The organism is Halococcus sp. IIIV-5B, assembly GCF_003602035.1.
Taxonomy (GTDB): Archaea; Halobacteriota; Halobacteria; order Halobacteriales; family Halococcaceae; genus Halococcus; species Halococcus salsus.
This window is the reverse complement of record NZ_QZWE01000007.1, coordinates 128,724-152,502: the sequence shown is the minus strand read 5'-3', so window position 1 is coordinate 152,502 and position 23,779 is coordinate 128,724. Positions and strand designations below refer to the sequence as shown.

General features: G+C 63.9%; 23 protein-coding genes. 16 read left to right on the top strand and 7 right to left on the bottom strand.

The genetic code is table 11. From position 1 onward, the window contains the following. The first annotated feature begins 138 nt into the window (after positions 1-138). Positions 139-1,098 carry a formyltetrahydrofolate deformylase gene (locus D3261_RS07460; protein ID WP_120070978.1) on the top strand — a complete coding sequence of 320 codons (960 nt, stop codon included), beginning with the start codon at positions 139-141 and terminating at the stop codon, positions 1,096-1,098. 149 nt (positions 1,099-1,247) lie between these two features. Here D3261_RS07460 and D3261_RS07455 read toward each other — a convergent pair whose 3' ends face one another. The 3 genes from D3261_RS07455 to D3261_RS20845 form a co-directional block, all read right to left on the bottom strand. Further along, on the bottom strand, positions 1,248-2,567 hold the full coding sequence (locus D3261_RS07455) for an aminomethyltransferase family protein (RefSeq protein WP_120070951.1): 1,320 nt from the start codon (positions 2,565-2,567) through the stop codon (positions 1,248-1,250). A gap of 132 nt (positions 2,568-2,699) precedes the next feature. Next, entirely contained in the window at positions 2,700-4,265 is a 1,566-nt protein-coding gene (locus D3261_RS07450) for a class I adenylate-forming enzyme family protein (RefSeq protein WP_120070948.1), read from the bottom strand. A 2-nt stretch (positions 4,266-4,267) separates the two neighbouring features. Continuing rightward, positions 4,268-4,396, bottom strand: a complete 129-nt coding sequence (locus D3261_RS20845; RefSeq protein ID WP_255409210.1) for a hypothetical protein — start codon at positions 4,394-4,396, stop codon at positions 4,268-4,270. Positions 4,397-4,549: 153 nt separating this feature from the next. On the opposite strand from D3261_RS20845, the gene D3261_RS07445 reads away from it, so the two are divergent. The 4 genes from D3261_RS07445 (at position 4,550) to D3261_RS07430 (ending at position 9,041) form a co-directional block, all read left to right on the top strand. Continuing rightward, positions 4,550-5,407 (top strand): methylenetetrahydrofolate reductase, encoded by an 858-nt coding sequence (locus tag D3261_RS07445; RefSeq protein WP_120070945.1) that lies wholly within the window; start codon positions 4,550-4,552, stop codon positions 5,405-5,407. A gap of 239 nt (positions 5,408-5,646) precedes the next feature. Then, complete coding sequence (locus tag D3261_RS07440; protein WP_233553928.1) at positions 5,647-6,048, top strand: thioesterase family protein; 402 nt, start codon at positions 5,647-5,649, stop codon at positions 6,046-6,048. A gap of 63 nt (positions 6,049-6,111) precedes the next feature. Next, positions 6,112-6,873: an IclR family transcriptional regulator gene (locus tag D3261_RS07435; protein ID WP_120070940.1), complete on the top strand. Its 762-nt coding sequence runs from the start codon at positions 6,112-6,114 to the stop codon at positions 6,871-6,873. A gap of 635 nt (positions 6,874-7,508) precedes the next feature. Then, positions 7,509-9,041: a class I adenylate-forming enzyme family protein gene (locus D3261_RS07430; RefSeq protein ID WP_120070937.1), complete on the top strand. Its 1,533-nt coding sequence runs from the start codon at positions 7,509-7,511 to the stop codon at positions 9,039-9,041. A 51-nt stretch (positions 9,042-9,092) separates the two neighbouring features. Here the strand turns inward: D3261_RS07430 and D3261_RS19980 are convergent, their stop codons facing one another. After that, positions 9,093-9,233: a hypothetical protein gene (locus tag D3261_RS19980; protein ID WP_158589363.1), complete on the bottom strand. Its 141-nt coding sequence runs from the start codon at positions 9,231-9,233 to the stop codon at positions 9,093-9,095. A gap of 440 nt (positions 9,234-9,673) precedes the next feature. Here D3261_RS19980 and D3261_RS07420 point away from each other — a divergent pair, with 440 nt between their 5' ends. The 3 genes from D3261_RS07420 (at position 9,674) to D3261_RS07410 (ending at position 13,529) form a co-directional block, all read left to right on the top strand. Continuing rightward, on the top strand, positions 9,674-11,656 hold the full coding sequence (locus D3261_RS07420; RefSeq protein ID WP_120070931.1) for an archaea-specific SMC-related protein: 1,983 nt from the start codon (positions 9,674-9,676) through the stop codon (positions 11,654-11,656). Positions 11,657-11,932: 276 nt separating this feature from the next. After that, positions 11,933-12,718, top strand: coding sequence for a 2-keto-4-pentenoate hydratase (locus tag D3261_RS07415; RefSeq protein ID WP_120070928.1), 786 nt, complete (start codon positions 11,933-11,935; stop codon positions 12,716-12,718). A gap of 49 nt (positions 12,719-12,767) precedes the next feature. Continuing rightward, positions 12,768-13,529, top strand: a complete 762-nt coding sequence (locus tag D3261_RS07410; RefSeq protein WP_120070925.1) for an IclR family transcriptional regulator — start codon at positions 12,768-12,770, stop codon at positions 13,527-13,529. Positions 13,530-13,598: 69 nt separating this feature from the next. On the opposite strand, the gene D3261_RS07405 is transcribed toward D3261_RS07410, so the two are convergent. After that, the gene (locus D3261_RS07405; protein ID WP_120070922.1) at positions 13,599-14,381 is read right to left on the bottom strand and encodes a 2-keto-4-pentenoate hydratase; all 783 of its coding nucleotides are present in this window, start codon (positions 14,379-14,381) and stop codon (positions 13,599-13,601) included. Positions 14,382-14,490: 109 nt separating this feature from the next. Between D3261_RS07405 and D3261_RS07400 the strand changes: the two genes are divergently transcribed. The 3 genes from D3261_RS07400 (at position 14,491) to dmpG (ending at position 18,041) form a co-directional block, all read left to right on the top strand. After that, positions 14,491-15,984, top strand: coding sequence for an aldehyde dehydrogenase family protein (locus D3261_RS07400; RefSeq protein ID WP_120070920.1), 1,494 nt, complete (start codon positions 14,491-14,493; stop codon positions 15,982-15,984). Between the two features lie 91 nt (positions 15,985-16,075). Further along, positions 16,076-17,017, top strand: coding sequence for an acetaldehyde dehydrogenase (acetylating) (locus D3261_RS07395; protein WP_120070917.1), 942 nt, complete (start codon positions 16,076-16,078; stop codon positions 17,015-17,017). Further along, the gene (gene dmpG, locus D3261_RS07390; RefSeq protein WP_255409209.1) at positions 17,010-18,041 is read left to right on the top strand and encodes a 4-hydroxy-2-oxovalerate aldolase; all 1,032 of its coding nucleotides are present in this window, start codon (positions 17,010-17,012) and stop codon (positions 18,039-18,041) included. Before D3261_RS07395 ends, dmpG begins: the two co-directional genes overlap by 8 nt. 46 nt (positions 18,042-18,087) lie before the next feature. On the opposite strand, the gene D3261_RS07385 is transcribed toward dmpG, so the two are convergent. Next, positions 18,088-18,462: a VOC family protein gene (locus D3261_RS07385; RefSeq protein ID WP_120070911.1), complete on the bottom strand. Its 375-nt coding sequence runs from the start codon at positions 18,460-18,462 to the stop codon at positions 18,088-18,090. Positions 18,463-18,573: 111 nt separating this feature from the next. Here D3261_RS07385 and D3261_RS07380 point away from each other — a divergent pair, with 111 nt between their 5' ends. The 3 genes from D3261_RS07380 (at position 18,574) to D3261_RS07370 (ending at position 22,088) form a co-directional block, all read left to right on the top strand. Next, complete coding sequence (locus D3261_RS07380) at positions 18,574-19,551, top strand: amidohydrolase family protein (RefSeq protein WP_120070908.1); 978 nt, start codon at positions 18,574-18,576, stop codon at positions 19,549-19,551. A 172-nt stretch (positions 19,552-19,723) separates the two neighbouring features. After that, on the top strand, positions 19,724-20,686 hold the full coding sequence (locus D3261_RS07375) for a VOC family protein (RefSeq protein WP_120070905.1): 963 nt from the start codon (positions 19,724-19,726) through the stop codon (positions 20,684-20,686). A gap of 637 nt (positions 20,687-21,323) precedes the next feature. Further along, complete coding sequence (locus D3261_RS07370) at positions 21,324-22,088, top strand: hypothetical protein (RefSeq protein WP_233553926.1); 765 nt, start codon at positions 21,324-21,326, stop codon at positions 22,086-22,088. A 104-nt stretch (positions 22,089-22,192) separates the two neighbouring features. Here D3261_RS07370 and D3261_RS07365 read toward each other — a convergent pair whose 3' ends face one another. After that, positions 22,193-22,609: a universal stress protein gene (locus D3261_RS07365; RefSeq protein WP_120070903.1), complete on the bottom strand. Its 417-nt coding sequence runs from the start codon at positions 22,607-22,609 to the stop codon at positions 22,193-22,195. A gap of 188 nt (positions 22,610-22,797) precedes the next feature. Here D3261_RS07365 and D3261_RS07360 point away from each other — a divergent pair, with 188 nt between their 5' ends. Together D3261_RS07360 and D3261_RS07355 are read left to right on the top strand one after the other, a co-directional pair. After that, positions 22,798-23,070, top strand: coding sequence for a hypothetical protein (locus D3261_RS07360; protein ID WP_120070901.1), 273 nt, complete (start codon positions 22,798-22,800; stop codon positions 23,068-23,070). Between the two features lie 107 nt (positions 23,071-23,177). Next, entirely contained in the window at positions 23,178-23,675 is a 498-nt protein-coding gene (locus D3261_RS07355; RefSeq protein WP_120070898.1) for an acyl-CoA thioesterase, read from the top strand. Positions 23,676-23,779 lie beyond the last annotated feature (104 nt).

The window sequence follows — 23,779 nt, the reverse complement described above, 5'->3', positions numbered from 1 at the left end:
TCCCACCCTCCCCATCCTCACGAAACGGACCACCGCGTCTCACGACGAGACCGTCCCCGAAAGGTGCGTGTTGCGATGGACTTTTGTCGTGTGGCTGCAAGACCAAGACGCAATGAGCACTCAGCGGCGGTGGAGGAGATGAATCAAGAACCGACGGAGATCACGGTCGTCGGGAACGACAGCACCGGACTCATCGCCAGGATCACCTCGTTGCTGTTCGACCGGGGAGTCAACATCGAGGACCTGGACCAAGCAGTCAGGGACGAGGTCTTCCGGATGACCCTCCGGGTCGATACCTCGGGGATGGACGGCTCCGAGGGAGAACTCCAACGTTCGCTCACCGACTTGTGTGACGAACTGGGATTAGATGTGAAAGTCCGGTTCCCGACCCGTTCGGAGCCGGACTCGATCGCCGTCCTCGTCACGAAGGAGCGCCACTGTCTCGAAGCGATGCTGGAGGCGTTCGCCACCAACGGCTCCGGGGCCGAGGTCGACGTCGTCATCGGGAACCACTCGGAACTCGAACCGCTCGCTCAACGGTACGACGTCCCGTTCCACGACGTCGGTGACGGCAAGGGCAGCCCGGACGAGGACGAACTGCTCGGGCTGCTCGCCGAGTACGACACCGACCTCATCGCCCTGGCACGCTACATCCGGATCCTCGGTCCGGAGGTCGTCTTCCGGTACGAGAACCGCATCATCAACGTTCATCCCAGCCTGTTGCCCGCCTTCCCCGGTGCCTCGGCGTACATGCAGGCTATCGAGAAGGGCGTCCGGATCGCGGGCGTGACCGCCCACTACGTCACCCCCGACCTCGATCAGGGGCCGATCATCACTCAGCGAGCCTTCAACGTCCCCGACAACGCCTCCGAGGCGGATTTAGAGCAGAGAGGCCAGCCGCTCGAAGCCGAGGCGCTCGTCGAGGCCGTCCACCTGCATCTCGACGGGAACGTCTCGGTCGGGCGCGGCCGAACGCACGTCCAGAACCCGGAAGAACGAGTGCTCGGGCTGCCGGACGAGGTCGACCGGTTGAACCCCTCCGAACCCGTCGACGCCGAAGCATCGCTTGACGAAAACGAGAGCCCTCCGAATCAGTGACCTGACGGTGGGATAGTCGACCGCCGAATCACCCGCTCCGCTACTTCGGAGGACATTAGCACCGACGTGCTTCGCTCTCTATCGATTTCGAGTAGGTCTCGGCGAAGAAGCGTGCAAACGAACCGGACAGCGACGACCGGACGGAAAGTCTACCGCTGGTCTTCGCGGTAGGGCGAGGGGGCGACCGTCGCCCTGATCTCCGTCTGGGTGTGCCGTTCGACCATCGGGTTCGACGAGCCCTCGGGTTCGCCCCAGGTGAACGCGACCTCCGTTCCCGGTTCGCTGTACTCGGTGTCGACCAGCGCCAGCGAGAGCATCTCGCGCTCGTTGTAGATGTAGCTCTTGTCGGTCGACACGCCGACGGTCTCCCCGTCCACGTGGATCTCGTCGTAGACACACGCCGAAGCCCGCGGGTGGGGGAACTCCATGAACTTGTGCGTCTCGCCCTCCTCGAAGAGCGACGCGAAGACGTCGAGCACGTCGTCGCTGTTCCACACCAGTGTCACCCGCTCGCGGTCGGGGTCGTCGATCTCCGCTTCGAGGGACTCCTTCCCGACGAAGTCGTGGTCGAAGTTGATGATGTGACCGTAGCCGAGTTCGACCGGCGAGACGTAGTAATCGGTGATGTCGTCGGAGTCGAAGCTCCCGCCAAGCGAGAGCAGTCCGCTCCGGACGTCCAGCCACTCCCGATACTCCTCCATCCCCTCGTCGAAGATCGCCGGAACCACGAGCGGGATCCAGCCGAGGATCACGTTCGGGGTCTGGTAGCTCTTGCCGCCGAGCCGGCGGATCCCGTACTCCTCGCCGGCGTCGAGAACCGCGTTCTTGATCTCGTCGCCCTCGTCGTAGGGCCCCCAGAACTCGAAGCCGGGCTGGCCGGCCATGCCGTGACGGAGGAGGTTGACGTCCTTCCCGTCGATCGAGACGGTCTCGAAGTTGAAGAACGAGAGGTCGGGTAGCGGCTCGTCGGTCGCGTCCGCCATGATCTCGATGGCCTCCGGCCCCTGCACCTGGAATCGGTAGTTGTTCGGATCGTCGCCGGTCGCGGCGGGTCGGGGCTGGAGGTCGCCGGTGACGTCGTAGTCGCCGGTCTCGATCTGGTAGAGGAGCCAGTTGTGCGCGGCTGCGGCACCCACACTCAGGAACTCCTCCTCACCGAGACAGAACAGAATCGCGTCGCCGATGAAGTAGCCGTTGGGGTTCGCCACCACCATCTGCTTGGCCTTTCCGGGCTCGAATCCCTCGAAATTGTTCACGGCGAACTCCGAGTAGAACTCGATCGCGTCGGCCCCCTCGACGTGGAGGTCGGTCATGTGGTAAGACTGGTCGGCGAGCGCACAGGTCTCCTGCCACGAGCGCTGTTCTTCGATCCAGTGGGTGTACTCGTCACGGGCCCTCGTGAACCGCCCCACGCCCAAGTCTCGAATGAGTTCCGTGGGACTACCGGCGGCTGCGATCGCCTCTTCCATACTATCGTCGACCGACCACGATCGTTGACTACTCATTGGTGCTCCGTACCATCACGACACCGTATACTCACTTATGCATTACGCATCCCGTATGTTCTTTCGGGATAATTTCGACGCGTTCGTGGTTCCGATCTACTGGGATCGTTCGAGACCCTTGGTGCTCCGGCGGTCGAGCTTGCCGGTCGAGGTCCGGGGGAGGGGCTCGTCCACGAAGTGATAGGTGCGTGGCCGCTCCAGTCTGGCGAGTTTGTCGCTTTCGAGACACCACTCGTCGAGGTCGTCGGCGGTCACCGCCGGGTCGGAGCGGTGGACGTAGGCGGTAACCCGCTGGCCGTACTCGTCGTCCTCGACACCGACGACGGCGGATTCGCTCACTCCTGGGTGGGCGTTGAGGCGTTCCTCGACCGGTGCGGGGTAGACCTTGATCCCTTTCGAGAGGATCATGAAGTCGGTGCGACCCTCGATGTAGAGATAGCCGTCCTCGTCGCGGTGGCCGAGGTCGCCCGAGTACCACCAGCCGTCCTCGAAGAGGTCCTCGGTGCGGTCGGTCCGTCCCCACGCCCAGACTGGACAGTCCGGGGCCTTGACCGCGAGTTCGCCGACTTCGCCCGTCGGCTTGGTGTCGCGGTAGGACCCGTTCCGGTCTATCACCCGGATCCGAGCGCCCGGCACCGGCTTGCCGACGCTCTTGGCACGCTCCTCGTTGAGCTCGTCGTTCGCCATCACCGTCGCGTAGACCTCGGTCGCCGCGTAGGAGTTCTTCACGACCTCACAGAGGTTCTCTCGGAGGCGGTTCAGCGTCGTCGGGTCAAGGACTTCGCCCGCGGAGACCACGGTCTTGAGCGAACTCGTGTCGTACGCTTCGAACCCGTCGACGTCGAGGATCTCCCGGTACATCGTCGGCACCATGTTGGTCACGGTGATCCCGTGTCGCTCCACCATCCGCAGGTAGTCCTCGGGGTCCCAGCGACTGAGGAAGAACGTGCTCGCCCCCGACGCCAGCGCCGGGAGCATCACCGAGTACCACGCCGCGAACGCGGGGCTGAACGTGTTCGGCTGGCGTGCGGACCGGTCCAAACCGAGAACGTCGACGTTGTTGATGCCGCGCAGGTAGAGGCTCCGATTCGTGTGACACCAGCCCTTCGGCGTGCCCGTCGTCCCCGAGGTCCAGAGAACCGCCGCGAGGTCGTTCTCTCGCACCCGCACGTCGGGGGCGGTGGTCGACCGTTCGGCGATGAACGAGTCGAACCCCCACTCGTGGTCCGTCCGTGGCTCGCCGGTCGTGACGAGCACGTCGACGTTCGTATCGAGTCCGTCCCGGACCCGTTCGTCGAAGAACTCGGCGGTCGTCTCGTCGACGACGAGCGCGCGCGGGCTGAACGAGTCGATGCAGTACTGGACCGACTCGACCGACTCCCGGCTGTGGAGGTTCGAGACCACACAGCCGGCCTTGAGCGCGCCGTTCCAGAGAACGGTGTGCTCGATGGAGTTCTGGCAGAAGAACGCGACCTTGTCGCCCTGCCCGAGGCGGGCGGCGAACGCGTTGGCCGCTCGAACGCTCTCGTCGTCGAACGTTCGCCACGTGACCGTTCGTCCGTCGAGTTCGTTGCCGAAGGCGACCTTCTCGGGGTTGTTCGCCGCTGCGGTACTCGAGAGGTCCTTGAGGACGGGTAAGTCGACCGTCGAGGTGTGGTGCATCGTTACTCGCTGCCCCGCTTCGAAGGGCGGTTCGCGTCCTGCGTGTCCGGCCAGTGCGGCCCGTCGTCGTCCGACCGCCGTGTCGACAGCGGGCGGTGGCCAACGACGTCCCCGGTCGAGTTTCGGGTCATCTCCCTCATGGTCTGTCGGGGTCGTTAATAAAAATTGTGCGGCGCGAGGTGGCCTGTCTTCACCGCTACCGATCACGGAGTACCCCGTCCGAACCGGACGGAGGGACACCGTACATTCAATACGTTCCGGAACGACGACTCCGTACGGAGACAATGGCAGCAAAAACGACATCCGATACAGTGGACGGTGTATCGGGCCTCCTCGCCGACCCCCGGTTCGAGCTGATGCCGTTCGATAGCTTCGACGACCAGCTGACCTACTTGCCCGACGGTGCCGAAGTGGCCATCACGACCTCGCCCTCGTTGGGTGTCGACGCGACCGTCGAGGCGGCGGAGAACGCCGCCACCCAGGGCTACGAACCCGTCCCACACATCGCCGCGCGGTACGTGCGTGACCGGGACCAGTTCGAAGGGATCGTCCGGCGACTCGCGGACGCCGGTGTCACCGATATCTTCGTTCCAGGCGGCGACCTCGAAGAGCCGGCGGGCGAGTTCGAGTCGGCGCACGACCTGCTCGTCGTTCTCGACGACCTCGACTACGAGTTCGAGGAGGTCGGGATCACCGGCTACCCCGAGGGCCACGACTTCATCTCCGACGAGACGCTCGCCGAATCGATAGCCGCGAAGGAACCGTACGCGACGTACATCGTGACGCAGCTCTGCTACGACTCGGACGCGGTCGTCGAGTGGGTCGAGACGATCAGGGACCGGGGTGTCGACCTCCCCGTCGAGGTCGGCATCCCTGGCGTGATGAAGTATCAGCGGCTCCTCGAGATCTCGCAAAAGGTCGGCGTCGGCGACTCGATCCACTTCCTCCGCAAGACGACGGGGATCGTCGAGTTCGTCCGCCAGCTCGTCGGCTCACGTGGGCAGTACGCGCCCGACGACCTCATCGACGGTCTGGCTCGCTACGCCGGGGATCCCGAACACCGAATCCGGGGAGTCCACGTCTACACCTTCAACCAGACACCCGACACCGAATCCTGGCGACGAGGCCGACTCGCCGAGTGACCCCTCGCTCGCTTCGCTGGCCTGCCGACGACCATCACGACGCCCCGCCACAACACGGCGAAGACGGTCGGGCTTTCGGAACCGGTTCCCGCGGAACTCCCCTGAGGCGATCGAAGCATCCAATCCGATAACGTCGGATGCAGACGTGCTCGGTCGAACGAGCACACGAGACGAGGGATCGACAGCGTCCACCCCATCTTCGGAAAGCTATTTAAGGACCGATCATCCATTCTCACGTGATGTTCCATTATCGATGGAAGTGTGCGTGGGGACACGCGGACCCGCAGGGGATCGCGTACTACCCTCGGCTGGTGAACGCGATGCACCGGGCTGGGGAGGAGTTCATGGATGAAGCCGGTGTCGCTTACTGGGATATCCCGGACGACTACGACGTTCACCTCCCGCTCGTCGCCGTGGACTTCGAGTTCGAGCGGCCCGTGACGGTCGGGGACACCGTCGAAATAACGGTCGAACCCGACCTCGGGACCAAGAGCCTCGGGTTCGATTTCACCGCCACCCACGAGGACGGGTCCGTCGCGTACACCGGCCACGAACAGCACGTCTGCGTCTCGGCGGCGGACAACCAGAGCAGGGAGCTGCCCGACGACCTCCGAGATATCGTCGACGAAGAGAGCAGTTGACCGGTAGATGCCGTAATCCGAATTGACCGGAAGCCACATTATCGATGATGCGCAAAGGGAAACATGACACGAGAACGGACCTCCCTCGGTTCGGTGCAGCGGGCCTTCGAGGTCATGGACCTGATCGGGGAGTTGGACGGGGTCGGTCCCACCGAACTCGCCGAACGGATGGAGCTCCCGAACAGCACCGTCTACGACTACCTCAAATCGCTGAGCAACACGAAGTACGTGACCAAAAGGGGCGGTGAGTACTACCTCAGCTCCTACATCCTCACGACCGCCGGCAAGATGCGGTACCGCAACCAGCTCTTTCAGGTGGCCAAGCCCGAGATGCGGCGGGTCGCGGCCGAGACGGACGAACTGGTTGGCCTCACGATCGAGGACCAGGGGATGGCGGTCATTCTCCACCAAGAAGAGGGCAATCACGCGCTCAGCCTCGGGACGTATCCGGGCACGAGGACTCCCCTCCACACCGTCGCGACGGGCAAGGCGATCCTCGCACATCTCCCTGAAGACACCCTCGACGACATCATCGGGACGGAGAATCTGACGAAACAGACCAAACACAGCATCTCCGACCCGGAGCAGTTGCGGTCCGAGCTCGCGGAGATCCGACGGGACGGCTACGCGATCGACTGGGACGAACAGGTGGTCGGGATGGGGATGGCGGCAGTGCCGGTCCACGTCCGGAACGAGGTACTCGGCTCGCTGGGCATCATCGTCCCGACGGGGAGGATCAAAAACCAGTCCCGTCGAAACGAGCTCCTGACCTACCTCGACGAGATGGAGGACACCGTTTCGGTCAACTACCAGTACGGCACGTGAGTGGACCGTGCGGACCCGCCGCTTTTATCCGACATGATCGGATTTCGAGTGCGATGCGGAAGCGCGACCGTCCGAGCGCGCTCCCGTGACACACATACCTCCGTTACTTCGCGTCAATTTTTCGCCGGATGTCACGCGGTACCCACGCGCTGCGAACCGTTTCGTCGGGTGGACGGCCATCGACCGTCCCTCAGGGTTGTCACAGCTGATCGCGGGTCCGTCCGCCGACTAGTTATCTTCAGTCCAGCCGACAACGCCCGGAAACCGACGGTTTCCTGTTCGGTTCGTGGTGAGTGTTCTCACGAATCCCGAATCGCGTACTGAAGCGAACGACATCCCCACCGAACCGCGAGCGTCGAACTACGTTTTGCCATCGAAAATACAGTCGTGGTGAGTGGACAGTCATTGAGGGAACCTCCGCACCGTCTTCGTGTCCGACTGGCTCCACGCGCTTACAGAAGCCTTTGTAGCGGATAGGATGCCTACCGCCGAATGATCTTTCAACGAGGTATCGTTCGTTTGTGCGAACGATCGACGTTTTCAAGACGAAAATATTTGAGCTCGATCCCGGACGCTCCATGGGGGCAACACTATTATACTCTCGTACGGCACCGTTGTGTATTGGTGGTACTATCATGAACTTCATCGACGTATTTCAGCGAACGGTGCGCTGTCACGGCGACGAAACGGCCGTCATCGCCGACGAGGGGACGGTCACGTACGACGAGCTGAACGACCGGGCGGAGAGGCTCGCGAACGCGCTCGAAGAACGCATCCCCGGTGAGCGGTGTGCCGTCTTGGCTCACAACGGTCTCGCGGCGATCGATTCGATGATCGCTGGTGGCAAACGTGGACGGGGAACCGTCCAGCTTCCCTACCGGGCTGCCCCGGCGGAGATCGAAGCCATGCTCGATACGGCGGACGCGTCGGGGCTCGTCTTCGACGATGCGAACGCCGACCTCGCACGGGCCGTCCTCGACCGGACCGACCTCGACTGTGCGCTCCGGACGGGCGACGGCTTTATCGAGCGCCCGCTGGTCGAGGACTACGGAGCCGCTCTCGATACGGCACCCGCCGGTGAACCGGACCGAACGGGGAACGAGTACGGTGTGTTCTTCACCAGCGGAACCACCAGCGACCCGAAGGCGCTGTTGTTCGACCAAGAGCAGCTGTGGCACGGCAGCACTCAGGTCATCATGGAGATGGGCATCGAGGAGACCGACCGTGCGCTGGTCACGACGCCGTGGTTCCACATGGTGACGACCGACGCGTGGATACTTCCCCACCTCCAGGCGGGCGCGACGCTCGTGCTCCAGCCCACGTTCGACCCCGACACCGCGCTCGAACACATCGCCGACCACGACCTCACGGGGCTGCTCGCGGTGCCAACGCAGCTGACCGCGATGATCGACGCCCAGGTCGAAGCGGAATACGACGTCGACACACTGTCGTATATCCGTACTGGCGGTTCGGTCGTAACGCCACGGCTGATCCGGCGCGCGTCGGAACACCTCACCGAGGGCGTCTACAACACCTACGGCCTCACTGAAGGCGGGCCGAACCTCGCGTTCGCCCATCCATCGCGACAGACCGACCACACCGGTACCATCGGGACGGAATCGTTCATGTGGGAGCTCAGGGTCGTGGAGGCGGCCTCGCCCGACGAACTTCCCGACGCCGAATCGGTGGTCAATCCCGGTGAAACCGGCGAACTCCTCGCACACGGCCCCGCGATGACCGATGGCTATCTCGGGGATCCACCGGCCGCGGAGACGCTGTTCGTCGATGGGTGGCTCCGCACCAACGACGTCGTTCGCGTCGACGAGGGGGGCTATCTCCACGTCGTCGACCGGGTGGACAACATGGTGATCACCGGCGGCGAGAACGTCTACCCACAGGAGATCGAGCGGATCTTTGAGGGCCACGACGCCGTGCGCGAGTCCGTCGTCTTCGGCCGACCGGACGAGGAGTGGGGCGAGGCCCTGTGCGCGGTGATTTCGACGACCGAAGCGGTCACCGAAGCCGAACTCGATGGGTTCTGTCTCGACCACGACGACCTCGCGGATTTCAAGCGACCTCGACGGTACGCGCTCACTACGGAGCCCCTCCCACGGACCGATACCGGAACGCTCCAGCGCACAGTGGCGATCGAGCGCTTCTTCGAATGAGGAGTGGTCCCTCCACACCGTCGCGGGGCTTATCGGGTCCGACGGCACGAATCAGCTCTCGCTCCACGACGGTCGCTTTCCCCGGCGCGGTTTGAGTGTCCCCTCGGCGGTCGAGTCGTCGCGTTTTCCGCTCGGGTCGCCCTCGGGATGGGTAGGGAACGAGACGCCATCGATCTCGTCCTCGGGGGCCATCAGTCCATCAAAAGGATTCCGAGGTGATTGGATTTTCTTGAACGAAAACGATCGAATCTCTTGGGGTTCGTCCCTCGATGAGTCGGATAGTCACTCCTGAGCGAGAAGGGCAACGTGAGCGCTCACGCGACCGTTTTCGAGCGAAACCATAACAGGTCTATGCTTGTTACAGAACATTCCGATATCCGTGAGCCAGTCCGAGCCCTGAAGATCCTCTGACCGCCTTCCGTGCATCGATTCAGGACACTCAAAAATGTCGTTCTGTCCGATGATCGGGGCAGTGAAGCAGTATTTCGAACGCCATCGTCAGATCGTCCGTGTTTTTTGGAATGTTGTGCGAAGTGTTGCCGAAATTTCGGATTTCAGTACGGTGTCGATGTGTATCTCGGTCATTCCAGATGACAATGCTTTAGTAACGGGGTTGCGTTGGGTGCTATAACATGAGCCAGACAAGCGTTGCAGAACACCCCGCCGAGATAGAGGCAAGCAACATCGGGGGGATCTCCGAGACGGAGATCTCGTTCTCCCCAGGTGTGACTATCCTCACGGGGCGGAACGCGACCAATCGAACCTCGTTCCTCCAGGCGATCATGGCTGCTCTCGGGAGCGAACACGCTTCGCTGAAGGGGGACTCGGACGAAGGATACGTCGAACTCACGCTCGGGGAGAACGTGTATCGACGGGCGCTCGAACGCGAACGGGGGACGGTCGTGATGGGTGGGGAGCCGTACCTCGACGACCCCGAAGGGGCCGACCTCTTCGCCTTCCTCCTCGAGAACAACGAGGCGCGCCAGGCGGTCGCACGTGGCGACGACCTCCGTGAAGTGATCATGCGTCCGGTCGACACCGACGCCATCCAGGCCGAGATCACGCGGCTCGAAACCCGCAAACGCGACCTCGACGACCGGCTCGACAGGCTGGATTCGCTCGACGACCGACTGCCGGAGCTCGAACAACGGCGCACACGGCTCGAAGACCGGATCGAGGACAAACGTGCCGACCTCGAAGCGAAGAACACCGAGATCGAGAACGCCGACAGCACCGTCGACGACACGCGCGAGCAGAAGTCCGCCTTCGAGAACGCGCTCGACGACCTCCAGTCGACCCGGTCGGAACTCGACAACGTCCGCTATCGAATCGACACACAGCGCGAGAGCATCCAGGCGCTCGAAGACGAGCGCGACGACCTCGAAACCGAGATAGCGGACCTCTCGGAGACGCCAGCCGGGGACATCTCCGAACTCGATTCGGAGATCGAGCGACTCCGGAACCACAAGCAGTCGCTCGAATCCACGATCTCCCAGCTCCAGCGGGTGCTCCAGTTCAACGAGCAGATGCTCGACGGCGACAACCCCGAGCTCCAGACCGCGCTGCAGGAGACCGCCCCGCGAACCGCTGCGAACGGGGGCGGGGACGAGGACGGTGCGCTCACCGACCAGCTGCTCGCCGACGAGGACGAGACGACCGTCTGTTGGACCTGTGGGAGCGAGGTCGACCGGGAGGCGATCGACGAGACCCTCGAAAGCCTCCGTTCGCTCCGCGAGGAGAAGGCCCACGAGCGCAACGAACTCAACACCGAACTCAGCGAGCTGACGTCACAGCGCGATGCGCTCCGCAACGAGCGCGACCAGCACGAGCGCCTCCAGCGCAAACTCGACGACATCGACCGCGAGGTCGACGAGCGCGAGGACACGATCGACGACCTGACAAGCGAACGCGACCGGCTCGAAGACGAGATCGGTGAGCTCGAAGCCGACGTCGACGAGCTCGAAGACCAGGACCACAGCGAACTGCTCGACCTCCACAAGGAGGCGAACCAGCTCGAGTTCGAACTCGGTCGGCTCGAAAACGATCTAGAGGACGTCGACGAGGAGGTCGAATCGGTCGAGGAGCAGCTCGACGAACGCGAGGAGCTCAAACGGGAGCGTGCCGACCTCCAGGACGAGCTCGCCGACCTCCGAACCCGGATCGAGCAGCTCGAATCCGAGGCCGTCGAGGAGTTCAACGACCACATGGAGACGATCCTCGGGATCCTCGAGTACGCGAACATCGACCGGATCTGGATCGAACGAACCGAGCGGACCGTGCGAGAGGGCCGGCGCAAGGTCCAGCGAAGCGTCTTCGACCTCCACGTGGTCCGGAGCACCGACGACGGCCGGACCTACGAGGACACGATCGACCACCTCTCCGAAAGCGAACGCGAGGTCACAGGGCTCGTGTTCGCGCTCGCGGGCTATCTGGTTCACGAACTCCACGAAAACCTCCCGTTTATCGTACTCGATTCGCTCGAAGCGCTGGATTCGGACCGGATCGCCGCACTCGTCGAGTACTTCAGCGACTACGCCGAGTACCTCGTCGTCGCCCTCCTCCCCGAGGACGCCGCCGGCCTCGACGAGCGCCACGAGCGCATCACGACCATCTGACGGGCGCACGCTTTTCGATCCCGGAAATCACCGGGACTCGGTTCGTCGTTCGCTCCGTTTCGAACGACGACGATTCGCCGAGAACGAACGAGTACATCCATCCGAGGTATCCGGAACCATCGACGATAGCCGTCCAGGTTTTATTTTTGAAAACGAAATTCGTGATGAGCACCCTGTCCGAAACCATCACGCCGTTCGGCAACGGAGCGGACGTCCCGCAAAGAAAACCGTGTAGAATACGAACGTATTTCATCGAGGGACCGATACAGAGAGTCGATGACACTTGACAGGGAGACGGTGGACGAACTCGCGGAGGCGCTGTATATCGCCCACCGGGACGGGGAACCGATCGACCCCTTCACGGCGAACCACGACCTGACAGCCGAGGACGCGTACGCGATCCAATCGCGGCTCGTCGAACGCCGGGTCGACGACGGTGCAACGACCGTCGGCCACAAGGTTGGGCTGACGAGCGAGGGGATCCAGAACCAGCTCGGTGTCGACACCCCCGACTTCGGTCGGTTGCTCGATACGATGTTCGTCGAGGGGCGACGGATCCCGGCGACCCAACTCATCGAGCCACGGGTCGAACCGGAGATCGGTTTCCTGATGGGCGAGTCGCTCACCCCGCCGGTGACGTATCTCGACGTACTGGAGGCGACCAGCGCGGTCCTCCCGGTGCTCGAGATCATCGACAGTCGAGTTCGGGACTGGGAGATCGGGATCGAGGACACCATCGCCGACAACGCGTCCTCGGCGCTGTACCTCACGGGGGAGACCACGAGTTCGCCCGAGGGCACCGACCTCTCGCTCGAAAGCGTGAAGCTCTATCGGAACGGGGTCCTTGAGGACAGCGGCGTCGGGGCCGCGGTCCTCGACCATCCCGCACGGTCGGTGGCGTGGCTTGCGAACCGCCTCGGCGAGATGCACGACCGACTCGATGCGGGCCACCTCGTTCTCAGTGGCTCGTTCACACCCGCCGTCGACCTCGCGCCCGGCGACGTGGTCACCGCCGAGTTCGCGTCGATCGGCTCGGTCACCGCCCGCGTCGACGGGTCGTGATTTTCAAACGGAAAACAAAGCATATACCGGCCGCGATCGTACGGGGGCCATGCCGAAAAAGGCGAATCACCCGGTGCGGACGACCGAGAAATCCCTCGCGCTCGTCAAGCGCCTTCGGGAGCTGAACGGCGCGCGCATCCTCGACCTCGAGGGCTATCGCGGGATGACGAAGGGAACGGTTCACAACCACCTGAGCACGCTCCGCGAGCAGGGGTTCGTCGTCAAGGAGGGCAACGAGTACCGGCTGAGCCTGTGGTTTCTCACGCTCGGCGGGCACGTCCGCAACCAGAACGCGCTCTATCAGGCCGGTCGAGTGCGGGCGAATCAACTGGCGACCGACACCGGGATGCTCGTCAACGTGATCACCGAGGAGGACGGGATGGGGGTCTACCTCTATCAAGCCCAAGGGGAGTACGCGGTCGACCTCGACACCTACGTCGGCTACCGGACTCACCTCCACTACACCGCCGTCGGGAAGGCCATCCTCGCGTATCTCCCCCACGGGCGAGTCGAGGGGATCGTCGACCGATGGGGGCTTCCGAAGGCGACCGAACGGACCATCACGAACGAATCGGAGCTGTTCGACGAGCTCGAACGAACCCGCGACCGGGGCTACGCGATCGACCACGAGGAACGAACCGAGGGGCTGGCGTGCATCGCGGCACCGATCCGACTCGACGACGAGGTGCTCGGGGCGATCAGCATCTCGGCACCGACACAGCGACTCGGCGACGAGGTGTTCGACGAGGAGATAACCCGGGAGGTCGAGAGCACCGCGAACGAACTCTCGCTCGCGCTCAAGTATCAGTGAGCGCCTGCATCCGCACCATTCGTTTTCGATAGCAAAACGACGTTCGACGCGCTCGTCCCGACGGCCGACCTACGCCGCGCGAACCTCGATCGAGCCGATCGAGCCGAATTCGATGTGATAGACGTCGCCCGGTTCGACGTCGATCGCCGCGGTGATACCGCCGGTCATCACGAGGTCGCCGGCCGACAGCCCGTCGTCCCGGTCTTCGAGCCGATTGCCGAGCCACGAGACGGCGCGTGCGGGGTGGCCCATGATGTCCGCGCCGACGCCGGTCTCCTCGATCTCACCGTTCACCGAAACCACGACGCTCTCCATCGGGAGGTCGACGTCGGTGACGTTTGCCAGTGACTCGCCGACGATGACGTAGCTCGCCGAGGTGAGGTCCGCGATGACGTCCTGAGCCGAGGGGATCGTCCAGCCCTGATACCGGCTTTCGAGGACCTCCGCGACGGGCACGACGGCGCGCGTCGCCGAGAGCACGTCGGCGGTCGTCACGGGTTCGGGGACGTCCTCGTCGATGATGAGCCCGATCTCGGCCTCGATCCGGGGGGCGATCAGCTCCTCGGTCGGGATGACGTTCTCGTCGAGCACCATCTCCTCGATGACCGGGGCGAAGATGGGTTCGAGGATCCCGAGCTGTTCCTGTTTGGCCTCGCTGACGAGCCCGAGTTTGTGACCGATCCGTCGGTTGTCCTCGTCGTGGATCCGGTCGAAGACCCGGGACTGCACCGTGTAGGCCTCCTCCGTCGTGAACTCGGTGTCGTCGCTCACCGGCTTGATCGCGGTCTTCGTCTCGTAGGCTTCGTAGAGGTCGTCCACGAGGTCGTCGATCTCGGACTGACTGAGAGCCATATCATGGCTGGCGAGAGGCGCTACTTAACCGTATCGCTCGCGTGAACCGCGTCGATCGGATTGACCGACATTTCTATACGCGGCGGGCGAGAACTGGCGGACGAAGCCAATGAGCCAACCGATATCGACGGACGCCGAAGCCGGTCTCTCGGTCGACGACGACTGGAACGCCATCTTCGTCGACGGGGAGTGGCGCTCGGTCGCGGACCGGGACCGTATCGCCGTGAAGAACCCAGCGACGGGGGAGCAACTCACCGAGGTGCCCGCGGGGACGGCCGAGGACGTCGACGACGCCTACGAAGCCGCGATGGAGGCCCAAGCCGATTGGGCGGCCGAGACACCGGGGACGAGAGGCGGGGTCGTCCGTCGCGTCGCGGGGCTCCTCGAAGACCACGAAGCGGAGATCCGCGAGATCATGGCCGTCGAGGGTGGGAGCCCGAAGTCTAAACAGGACATCGAGTTCGGCGGCACGGTGGGGCTCCTCCACGACGTCTCGTCGTATCCGCTCCGGGCCGGCGGCGAACACAACGAGTCGAACATCCCCGGCAAGGAGAACATGGTGCTGCGCCAACCTGCAGGGGTCGTCGGCGTCATCACGCCGTGGAACGTCCCGATGAAGCTCTCCTTCCGCGTGGTCGCGCCCGCCATCGCGCTGGGGAACAGCGTCGTCCTGAAGCCGGCTGAGGACACACCCATCGCGGGCGGGCTGCTCCTCGCCAAACTCTTCGAGATGGCGGGGCTCCCCGACGGCGTGCTCAACGTCGTCACCGGTGACGGGGAGACGGCCGGCGACCGCACCGCCGCCCATCCCGGCAGCGACGTGGTGGCGTTCACCGGGTCGACCAACGCCGGCCGCAAGGTCGCGAAGAACGCCGTCGAACACTTCGCGCTACCGGCGCTCGAACTCGGTGGCAACAATCCCCACGTCGTGCTCGACGACGCCGACCTCGACCAGGCCGTCGACGCGGGGGTCTTCGGGAGCTTCTGGAATCAGGGACAGGTCTGTATCTCGATCAACCGCCACCTGGTCCACGAGTCGATCGCCGACGAGTACGCCGAGCGGCTAGCCGAGCGCGCCTCGGAGCTGGAGATCGGGGACCCGACCGACGACGACGTGGTCATCGGGCCGATCATCAACGAGTCCCAGGTCGAGCGGATGATGGGCTACGTCGAGAGATCGGTCGAGCAAGGGGCCGACGTCCTCACCGGCGGGGAGCGCGACGGGCTGTTCGTCGAACCCACCGTTCTCACGAACATGACCAACGACATGGCCGCCGCCTGCAACGAACACTTCGGCCCCATCGTGCCCGTGATCCCCTTCTCGGACGACGACGAGGCGGTCGAACTCGCCAACGGGACCGACTACGGTCTCGCCGGCTCCGTCCACTCGGCCGACCGGGGACACGCCCGCGACGTCGCCGACCGAATCGACGTCGGGATGATGCACGTCAACGACCAGCCGATCCACGTCGAGCCCCACATGCCGTTCGGCGGGATGAAGGGATCCGGGACGGGCCGGTACAACGGCCAGTGGATCATCGACGAACTCACCGAAGTGAAGTGGACCTCCGTCCAGCGCGAGCCCCGCACCTACCCGTTCTGATCGGGATCGTTTCCCGGCTCCTCTCGGTCCCGAACGTCGGTTTTCGAACCACCAGCAGAACTATACGTGTCAGCCGGGTACTGCGTCCCACATGGCAGTAGACGCAGCTATCGTCGGTCCCGGGAACATCGGGACCGACCTCATGTACAAGATCCTCGACCGGGGCGAGGCGATCGACCTCCAGCGGATGGTCGGGGTCTTCCCCGTCGAGGAGTCCGACGGGCTCCAGGCCGCCGTCGACGAGGGTATCGACGTCGGCACCGACGGTATCGAGAGCATCGAGGACCACGCCGACGAGTTCGACATCGTCTTCGAGGCGACGAGTTCGCACGTCCACGAGGCGAACGCGCCGGTCTACGACGACCTCGGGCTGTTCGCCATCGACCTCACGCCCGCGGCGGTCGGGCCCTACACCGTCCCGGTCGTGAACCTCGACGACGTGGTCGGCGAGACGCGGAACGTCAACATGGTGACCTGCGGTGGCCAGGCCACGATCCCGATCGTCGACGCCGTGAATCGGGTCGCGAACGTCGAGTACGCCGAGATGATCTCCCACATCGCCTCGAAGAGCGCCGGACCGGGAACCAGAAAGAACATCGACTCGTTCACCCAGACCACCTCGGCCGGGCTCGAAGCAGTCGGCGGGGCCGACGTGGGCAAGGCGATCATCACGCTCAACCCGGCCGAACCCCCGATCATGATGCGCAACACCGTCTACACGAAGGTCCACGAATCGGTCGACGTAGAGGAAGTTCGCGACTCGGTTCGGGATATCGAATCCGCGATCCAGTCCTACGTGCCCGGTTACGAGGTGACCCTCGAACCCGAACGCAAGTCCCAATCCGACGTCGCGTTCGACCTCGGGAACTCGGCCATCCTCACCACGATGCTCGAAGTCGAGGGCGAGGGACAGTATCTCCCGCCCTACGCGGGGAACCTCGACATCATGACCAGCGCGGCGCTGGGGGCCGGCGAACGCATCGCGACACAGCACATGGAGCCGGAGGCCGTCGGGGGTGGGCTCGATGACTGAGAGCCCGAGGGTGGTCGACATGACGCTGCGCGACGGGATGCACGCCGTCGATCACCAGTTCACACCCGAGCAGATGGCCGACGTCGCGAGGGCGCTCAACGACGCGAAGATGGACGTCGTCGAGGTCTCACACGGCGACGGCATGGGCGGTTCGTCGATCAACTACGGCTTCTCGGCGGCGAGCACCGGCGAGTACCTCGACGCGGTCGCGCCCGAACTCACCGACACACAGCTCTCGGTGTTGCTCCTCCCCGGGATCGGCACTGTTGAGGACCTCGACCTCGCCGCCGAGAAGGGGGCCGACATCTGCCGGCTCGCGACGCACGTCACCGAGGCGGACGTCTCGGAGGAGCACTTCGAGTACGTCACCGACCGCGGGCTCGAAGCCGACGGGGTGTTGATGCTCGGTCACATGGCTCCGCCCGAGACGGTGCTGGAGCAGGCAGAACTCATGGAGGGGTACGGTGCCGACGCGGTCTACATCATGGACTCCGCGGGGGCGATGCTCCCCTCCGACGTCCGCGACCGCGTGGGCCTGCTGAGCGACGAACTCTCGATCGACGTTGGCTTTCATGCCCACAACAACCTCGGGCTCGGCATCGGCAACACGCTCGCGGCGCTCGACGCCGGCGCGAGCACCGTCGACGGCTGTCTCCGCGGGCTCGGTGCGGGGTCGGGCAACGCCCAGATCGAGGTGCTGGTGGGCGTGCTCGAGAAGGCCGGCTACGACGTCGGTCCGGAGTTCTTTGGCGTGATGGACGCCGCCGAGGAGGTCCTGACGCCGATGCTGACCGAGGACACGATGCCGACACTCGACAACGACTCATTGATGCTGGGTTACGCCGGCGTCTACTCGTCGTTCCTCCGGCACACCCGGCGTGCCGGCGAGCGATACGGCGTCGACCCGCGGGCCATTCTGACCCGACTCGGCGAGATGGAGGTCGTCGGCGGCCAGGAGGACCTCATCACCGACGTGGCCTCACAACTGGCGGACGGGCAGAGCACGACGGCCGACGACGACTGAAGTCGATTTCGGCGAAAAGCGCGATTCGTCCCGCGGAAACGGCCGGTCAGTCGAACTCCTCGACCAGTTCGATACCGTACCCGTCCGGGTCCTCGATGAACGCGACGCGCGCGTTCGCGCCCTCGGAGTCCAGCGGGCCCCGGTTCAGCGTACAGTCGGTCTCCGCGACGAGCCGTTCGACCGTCGCGTCGGTGTCCTCGACCGCGATGGCGACGTGGTCGTAACCCGCCGGTTCCGGTGCGTCTCGGTCGGGGAGGTACTTGAACTGGATCTCGGTGTCGCCCTCGCCGGCGACGAAGACGTTCCGCGCCCCCTCGCCGCTCTCGAACTCACGGGTCTTCTCGAGGTCGAGGGCGTCGGTGTAGAACGCGAGCGTTTCGTCGATGTCCGAAACCCAGACCGCGCTGTGGATCACGTCCATACCCCGAGCGAGGGCGGAGATCCGTATAGTTCCCCCGGAATCGTCGGGAGAGGACAAGTGGTGACCGGTGGGAACCGAAGACCTATTTCGCCGATGGTAGTACTCGAAGGTATGCCCGAGATCATCGACGGCTACACCCACATCCTCACCCAGGAGTTCCACGAGGCGCTTGTCGAGGAGTTCGGCTTTCAGGGGCTGTCTGGAACCCCGGCCTTCCTCTGGGAGATCGACCGACGGATCGAGGACATGACGGATTACGGCGTCGACAAGCAGGTCATCACGCTCGCGCTGCCGACGCTGTTCCAGGGGATGGACCCGGAGCTCGCGCTCGAACTGACCCGGTTCGCGAACGACGAGATCCGCCGGCTCGCCGACGAGCACCCCGACCTGTTCATCCCGGTGGCCACCATCCCGCGGCCCGGCGAGGCGTTCGTCGAGGAGTTCGAACGCTGTGTCGAGGACCTCGACATGGCGGGCGCACAGATCTTCTCGAACGTCGACGGTCGGCCGATCGACGACGATGCGTTCTGGCCGCTCTACGAACGCGCCGAGGCCACGGACACGCCGCTCTGGATGCATCCCCAGCTCTGGGAGTGGTACGACTGGGCCGACGAGTACATGGAACACCGGCTGTTCGGCTGGCCGTTCGACACTACGCTCGCGCTCTCGCGGCTGGTGTTCGGCGGCGTGCTGGAGGCGTATCCCGACCTGAAACTCGTCTCGCACCACGGCGGCGGGATGGTGCCGTTCTACGGCGACCGGATCGCGATGTTCCACGAGCAACGAAAGGCCTACCCCGAGAACTACCCGGGCTTCCACGAGCACGCTGCCGAGCTCGAACGACCTGCCGAGGAGTACTTCGAGCAGTTCTACGCCGACACCGCCGTCTCCGGGTCGGTGTCGGCGCTCGACTGTGCGAACTCGTTCTTCGGTTCGGCAAACGTCGTCTTCGGTACCGACTACCCCTTCAGTCCCGAGCGGGGTCGACGGACGATCGAGGTCTCGATCGACGCCGTCGAGTCGATGGACGTCGACGAGGCGACCCGCGACGCCATCTTCGCCGGCAACCTCCACGACCTCGTCGACTGAGCCTCCGCTCGCCGGGTGGAAACACGCGATCGAGAATGAACGATAGTCTTTAATAACGGTGCAGAGTATCGACCCGCATGGTTCCGAAAGCGGACGCTTCAGGGAGCGATACTTTCGACCGGTACGCCCGTCGGTCGAGCGAACGGGTTCGGCGCGCGAGGGGTGCCCACCGATGACGTCCTCCGACTCGAAGATCGCGAAGCTCGGTCACATCGCGGTCCACACCCCCGACCTCGACGACTCCCTGTGGTTCTTCGAGGAAGTCATGGGGTTCAAAGTCACCGAACGGGTCGACGGCACGGCGTACCTCCGCGGGATGCGCGACTGGGAACATCACACCCTGAGTGTCACCGAATCCGGGCGGACGGGCATCGACCACATCGGGTTCAGAACCACCACACCCGAGGCGGTCGGCGAACTCGCCGAGCAGTTCGAGGCCAATGGGACCGACGTCCGACGGGTGGCGGCGGGCGATGAGCGGGGACAGGGATCGGCGATCCGTATCGAGCGTTTCGGCCACGAGTACGAGTTCTACTACGACGTCGAGAAACCGAAGGCCCCGAAAGAACAGCGCTCGAAGCTTCTGAATCGGAACTACAGCGAGGCGACCGCCAACCGGATCGCGCCGCGACGTATCGATCACTGTCACGTTCAGGACGGGGTTTCAGCCGAACACGCCGCGTGGCTCACCGGGGAGCTCGGATTCAACGTCAACGAGCAGTACCGCGAGAGCGACGGGGAGCTGTGGGGCTGGTGGCTCTCGGTGACCCCGCTTCCCCACGACATCGCCATCCATCGGCTCCCGACCGGAGCCGACCCGAACCTCCATCACGTTTCCTACCACGTCGACTCGCGCGAGGACCTCTGGGAGTGTGCCGACATCCTCGCCGAATACGGGATGGAACCCGAAGCCGGACCGGGAAAACACGCGATCACACGCGCGGACTTCCTCTACGTCAGCGACCCGGCGAGCGAACTCTGTGTCGAGCTGTTCGCGGGACCGGGCTACCTCAACTTCGAACCCGACTGGGAGACGATCGAGTGGCAGGAGGACGAACTCGGGCCGGCGACCAGCCACCAGTGGGTCGGCGAGGGACCGGACTGGTACGGCGTCGGTATCCCGTACGTCGACTGATAGCTGGGCCGAGATCGACCGCCGAAGACGTCGATAACACGACCCAACCACGGACACAAATAATTAATCAGAGCTCTCGAACCCCCGTCTCACAGCCACCGAATCGGCGCTGGACTTCACACACCGACGATGGACGACAGCGGAAGGCAGGTCGTGAACCCGATCGACAGCAACCGGTCGTTTCGAGCGGTGTAGAAAACGTAACACAGTGATCTCCTGCTACTCATCGCTTTCCGGTATCCGCAATCGTCGTCTTCGACGTCTCGTCCGGTGTGTGCCTCGGTCGAGATCCCCGCGGGAGTTTGGGGGGAGTGCCGAAATAAAATAAAGTAAACTTCTTCCGTTCATCGGAAACGTTCTCGAAGGGAGATCCCTCGTCTCGAATCCTTATTGAGGAAAGGAATCCGACAATCGTACTCTCGAATATTCCATCCGGTGAACTGTGCTACGATCAATATATTGTGTCCACAGCCAGCGTTCGAGTAGTTCGGTTCGTCCACTCGTCTCCGAACTGCTCCGCGACCGCCGCAAGCGACCGCGCCTCGGAACCGTCGGTTCCCGTGGCGGGTTCGATACCGAACCATTCAATATATCGAGGAGAGTAAGGTTTTAGTTATCTACTTTCGGACGTGTAGATATGGGTGTTCAGATCGGACGCGCACTCAGTACCGGTCTCGGGAAGACGCTCACGAAGGCCGGGCTCGTGTTCGCCGTCGTGCTCAGTATCGTCCAGATAGCGCTTCTCGCAACGACGTACCGGCTCACCGAGGTGTTCCTCGCGAGTCTCGACCTGCCACCGGGACCAGCGGGGACCTCGACGTCGATCCCGATGTCGGTGCCGGTATCGGCGACGACCGCCGGGGTCCTCTTCGTCGTCGTCCTTCTCGTCATCCAGGTGATATCCATCGTCCTCATCCGTGTGATGGCCGCCGACCGACAAGCCATCACCCGTGAGAGCTACACGCGCCGGATGGGCTGGGTGACGCTCAACTCGATCGCCGCCAGTCTCGTCGTGAGCCTTCTGACGCTGATCGGGTTCGTTCTGTTGGTGATCCCGGGATTGTTTCTGGCGATGAGTCTGCTGTTCGCGGTCATCTACGTCGCCGACGAGGACGAGAGCTTCGTCGGCGGTATCCGACGTAGTTGGAGCCTCGCGTCCGGAAACCGCTGGCGGCTCTTCGGGTTGTACCTCGTCGTGATGGTGCTCTTCATGGTCGTCTCGTTCGCCACCGGATTCGTCCTCCCATCCGCTTCGACCGCCTCGTCGGTCGTAACGGCCGTCTTGACGGCGGTCCTAACCGTCTACCTGATGGCCGTACTGACCGATGCGTACCGCCAGTTGCGCGACGATACCCGCGCCGACCAAGGGACGGACCCCGACCGGAGTGTCGCGGGGACGTAGGTCGCACCGGTTCGAAGTCGGAATCGAGTGGGGTCCGTCGCGGGCGTGCCGTCGATTCCGCTGGCGAAACGATCTCGACGACACGGGGACGACGGTTCCGAAAGTCACCGAACGACGGTCACCGTCGTCGGCGACCGACGGACGACGTTCTCGGCGACGCTGCCCAACAGGACCCGAGAGACGCTTTCCCGTCCGTGACTACCGACGACGATCGTCTCGATGTCGTGCTCCTCGGCGAACGAGACGATCTCCCGCGACGGCTTCCCGAAAGCGGTCTCGAAACGGAACTCGACGTCCTCGGCCCTGAGGAACTCCTTGAGTTCGTCGGAGACGGCTCCCGTCGTCTCGCCGCGTTCCTCCTTGAGCTGTTCTTGAACGAAGTCGATGCCCGCGTCTATCAGCCCGGTGGGGACTTCGACGACGTGCAGGAGAACGATCTCCTCGGTGCTGCCGTTTCGAACCGCGTACTCGACAGCCTGCTGTGCCGGACTCGACCCGTCGTAGGCGACGAGGATCGTCATACCCCAATTGAGTCCCGATCCACTATAACGTTTGGTCAGGCTCTGGGACCCCTCCAATTCGAGGACGACTGGTCTGCACCGAGCGACGGTCGCGCATACCCGTCCCCGGCCCGCCACACAGCACGATTCTCTCCGGCGAACGCGCTAAGTGTCTCCCGTCCTTCGGTTTGACCGGAGTCTCCCTCCTCATGGAAACGTATCGGACGCTCGCGGGCGTGATGGGCTACGTCGACATGCGGGAATCGATCCCGCCGTGGGCTCGGGGCTACGCGGTCGGTGACCGGATCGCCTTCGAGGCCCCGGAAGGGTTCGTGCCCTACCTCCGCGGTGGCGAGGTCACCGACGCGGCCATCGTGGGCTTCTCGTCGTCGGTGGGGTTCGAGGGGTTGCCGGTGGTCGTTTCGCCGTCGAGCGGTCGCACGATACCGATCCCCGAACACCGGCACGTCGACCCGCGCTGAGGGGTCACCGGTTCGAGAAGCCGGAGTGATCGATGCAGCAAAACACAATTTTAGTTGTTCTAAGACAAATTGAACAGTGTTTTGTACCCCTTCCGACAACGCGGCTCATGCCGGAATCTCATGCGGCGGACGCGACGACCTTGCAGGAGTCCTATACGGAAATGAGCGAGATACTGATGCCGAACGACACCAACAACCTCGGTCGAGCGCTCGGCGGCTCGATACTCCACTGGATGGATATCTGCGGGGCGATCGCGGCGCGGCGGTTCTCCCATCGCCAGGTGGTCACGGCCTCGATGGACCACGTCGACTTCCTCGCCCCGATAGAGCTGGGTGACGTGGTGACGGTCGAGGGCTACGTCTACGACACCGGGAGGACGAGCATGGACGTCAAGATCGACGTCCGGGCGGAACGACCCAGCAAGGACGAGCGCAACGAGACAGCGAGCTCGTTCTTCACCTTCATCGCGCTCGACGCGGACGAGAGCCCCGACCCGGTTCCCGAACTCCGCTGTCCGACGACCGCCCAGGAACGGCTCCGTGACGCCGCGTTGACCGAACGCCGGAACCGACGGCGAGCGCTCGCCAGTACGGTCGAACAGTAGTCCAGACGAGCGGAATCCACCCACCAGCGACGGCCGTCCCGTCGTCAGGGAACCCCGTCCGGAAGCCGACGAAGACAAGTGAGATTGGTTTTCTTCAAGCTAGT

Excerpts from the sequence above, each read along its gene's own strand:
- D3261_RS07460 (WP_120070978.1), top strand. The coding sequence starts at position 139 with ATGAATCAAGAACCGACGGAGATCACGGTCGTCGGGAACGACAGCACC.
- D3261_RS07455 (WP_120070951.1), bottom strand. The coding sequence starts at position 2,567 with ATGGAAGAGGCGATCGCAGCCGCCGGTAGTCCCACGGAACTCATTCGA.
- D3261_RS07450 (WP_120070948.1), bottom strand. The coding sequence starts at position 4,265 with ATGCACCACACCTCGACGGTCGACTTACCCGTCCTCAAGGACCTCTCG.
- D3261_RS20845 (WP_255409210.1), bottom strand. The coding sequence starts at position 4,396 with ATGACCCGAAACTCGACCGGGGACGTCGTTGGCCACCGCCCGCTGTCG.
- D3261_RS07445 (WP_120070945.1), top strand. The coding sequence starts at position 4,550 with ATGGCAGCAAAAACGACATCCGATACAGTGGACGGTGTATCGGGCCTC.
- D3261_RS07440 (WP_233553928.1), top strand. The coding sequence starts at position 5,647 with ATGTTCCATTATCGATGGAAGTGTGCGTGGGGACACGCGGACCCGCAG.
- D3261_RS07435 (WP_120070940.1), top strand. The coding sequence starts at position 6,112 with ATGACACGAGAACGGACCTCCCTCGGTTCGGTGCAGCGGGCCTTCGAG.
- D3261_RS07430 (WP_120070937.1), top strand. The coding sequence starts at position 7,509 with ATGAACTTCATCGACGTATTTCAGCGAACGGTGCGCTGTCACGGCGAC.
- D3261_RS19980 (WP_158589363.1), bottom strand. The coding sequence starts at position 9,233 with ATGGCCCCCGAGGACGAGATCGATGGCGTCTCGTTCCCTACCCATCCC.
- D3261_RS07420 (WP_120070931.1), top strand. The coding sequence starts at position 9,674 with ATGAGCCAGACAAGCGTTGCAGAACACCCCGCCGAGATAGAGGCAAGC.
- D3261_RS07415 (WP_120070928.1), top strand. The coding sequence starts at position 11,933 with ATGACACTTGACAGGGAGACGGTGGACGAACTCGCGGAGGCGCTGTAT.
- D3261_RS07410 (WP_120070925.1), top strand. The coding sequence starts at position 12,768 with ATGCCGAAAAAGGCGAATCACCCGGTGCGGACGACCGAGAAATCCCTC.
- D3261_RS07405 (WP_120070922.1), bottom strand. The coding sequence starts at position 14,381 with ATGGCTCTCAGTCAGTCCGAGATCGACGACCTCGTGGACGACCTCTAC.
- D3261_RS07400 (WP_120070920.1), top strand. The coding sequence starts at position 14,491 with ATGAGCCAACCGATATCGACGGACGCCGAAGCCGGTCTCTCGGTCGAC.
- D3261_RS07395 (WP_120070917.1), top strand. The coding sequence starts at position 16,076 with ATGGCAGTAGACGCAGCTATCGTCGGTCCCGGGAACATCGGGACCGAC.
- dmpG (WP_255409209.1), top strand. The coding sequence starts at position 17,010 with ATGACTGAGAGCCCGAGGGTGGTCGACATGACGCTGCGCGACGGGATG.
- D3261_RS07385 (WP_120070911.1), bottom strand. The coding sequence starts at position 18,462 with ATGGACGTGATCCACAGCGCGGTCTGGGTTTCGGACATCGACGAAACG.
- D3261_RS07380 (WP_120070908.1), top strand. The coding sequence starts at position 18,574 with ATGCCCGAGATCATCGACGGCTACACCCACATCCTCACCCAGGAGTTC.
- D3261_RS07375 (WP_120070905.1), top strand. The coding sequence starts at position 19,724 with ATGACGTCCTCCGACTCGAAGATCGCGAAGCTCGGTCACATCGCGGTC.
- D3261_RS07370 (WP_233553926.1), top strand. The coding sequence starts at position 21,324 with ATGGGTGTTCAGATCGGACGCGCACTCAGTACCGGTCTCGGGAAGACG.
- D3261_RS07365 (WP_120070903.1), bottom strand. The coding sequence starts at position 22,609 with ATGACGATCCTCGTCGCCTACGACGGGTCGAGTCCGGCACAGCAGGCT.
- D3261_RS07360 (WP_120070901.1), top strand. The coding sequence starts at position 22,798 with ATGGAAACGTATCGGACGCTCGCGGGCGTGATGGGCTACGTCGACATG.
- D3261_RS07355 (WP_120070898.1), top strand. The coding sequence starts at position 23,178 with ATGCCGGAATCTCATGCGGCGGACGCGACGACCTTGCAGGAGTCCTAT.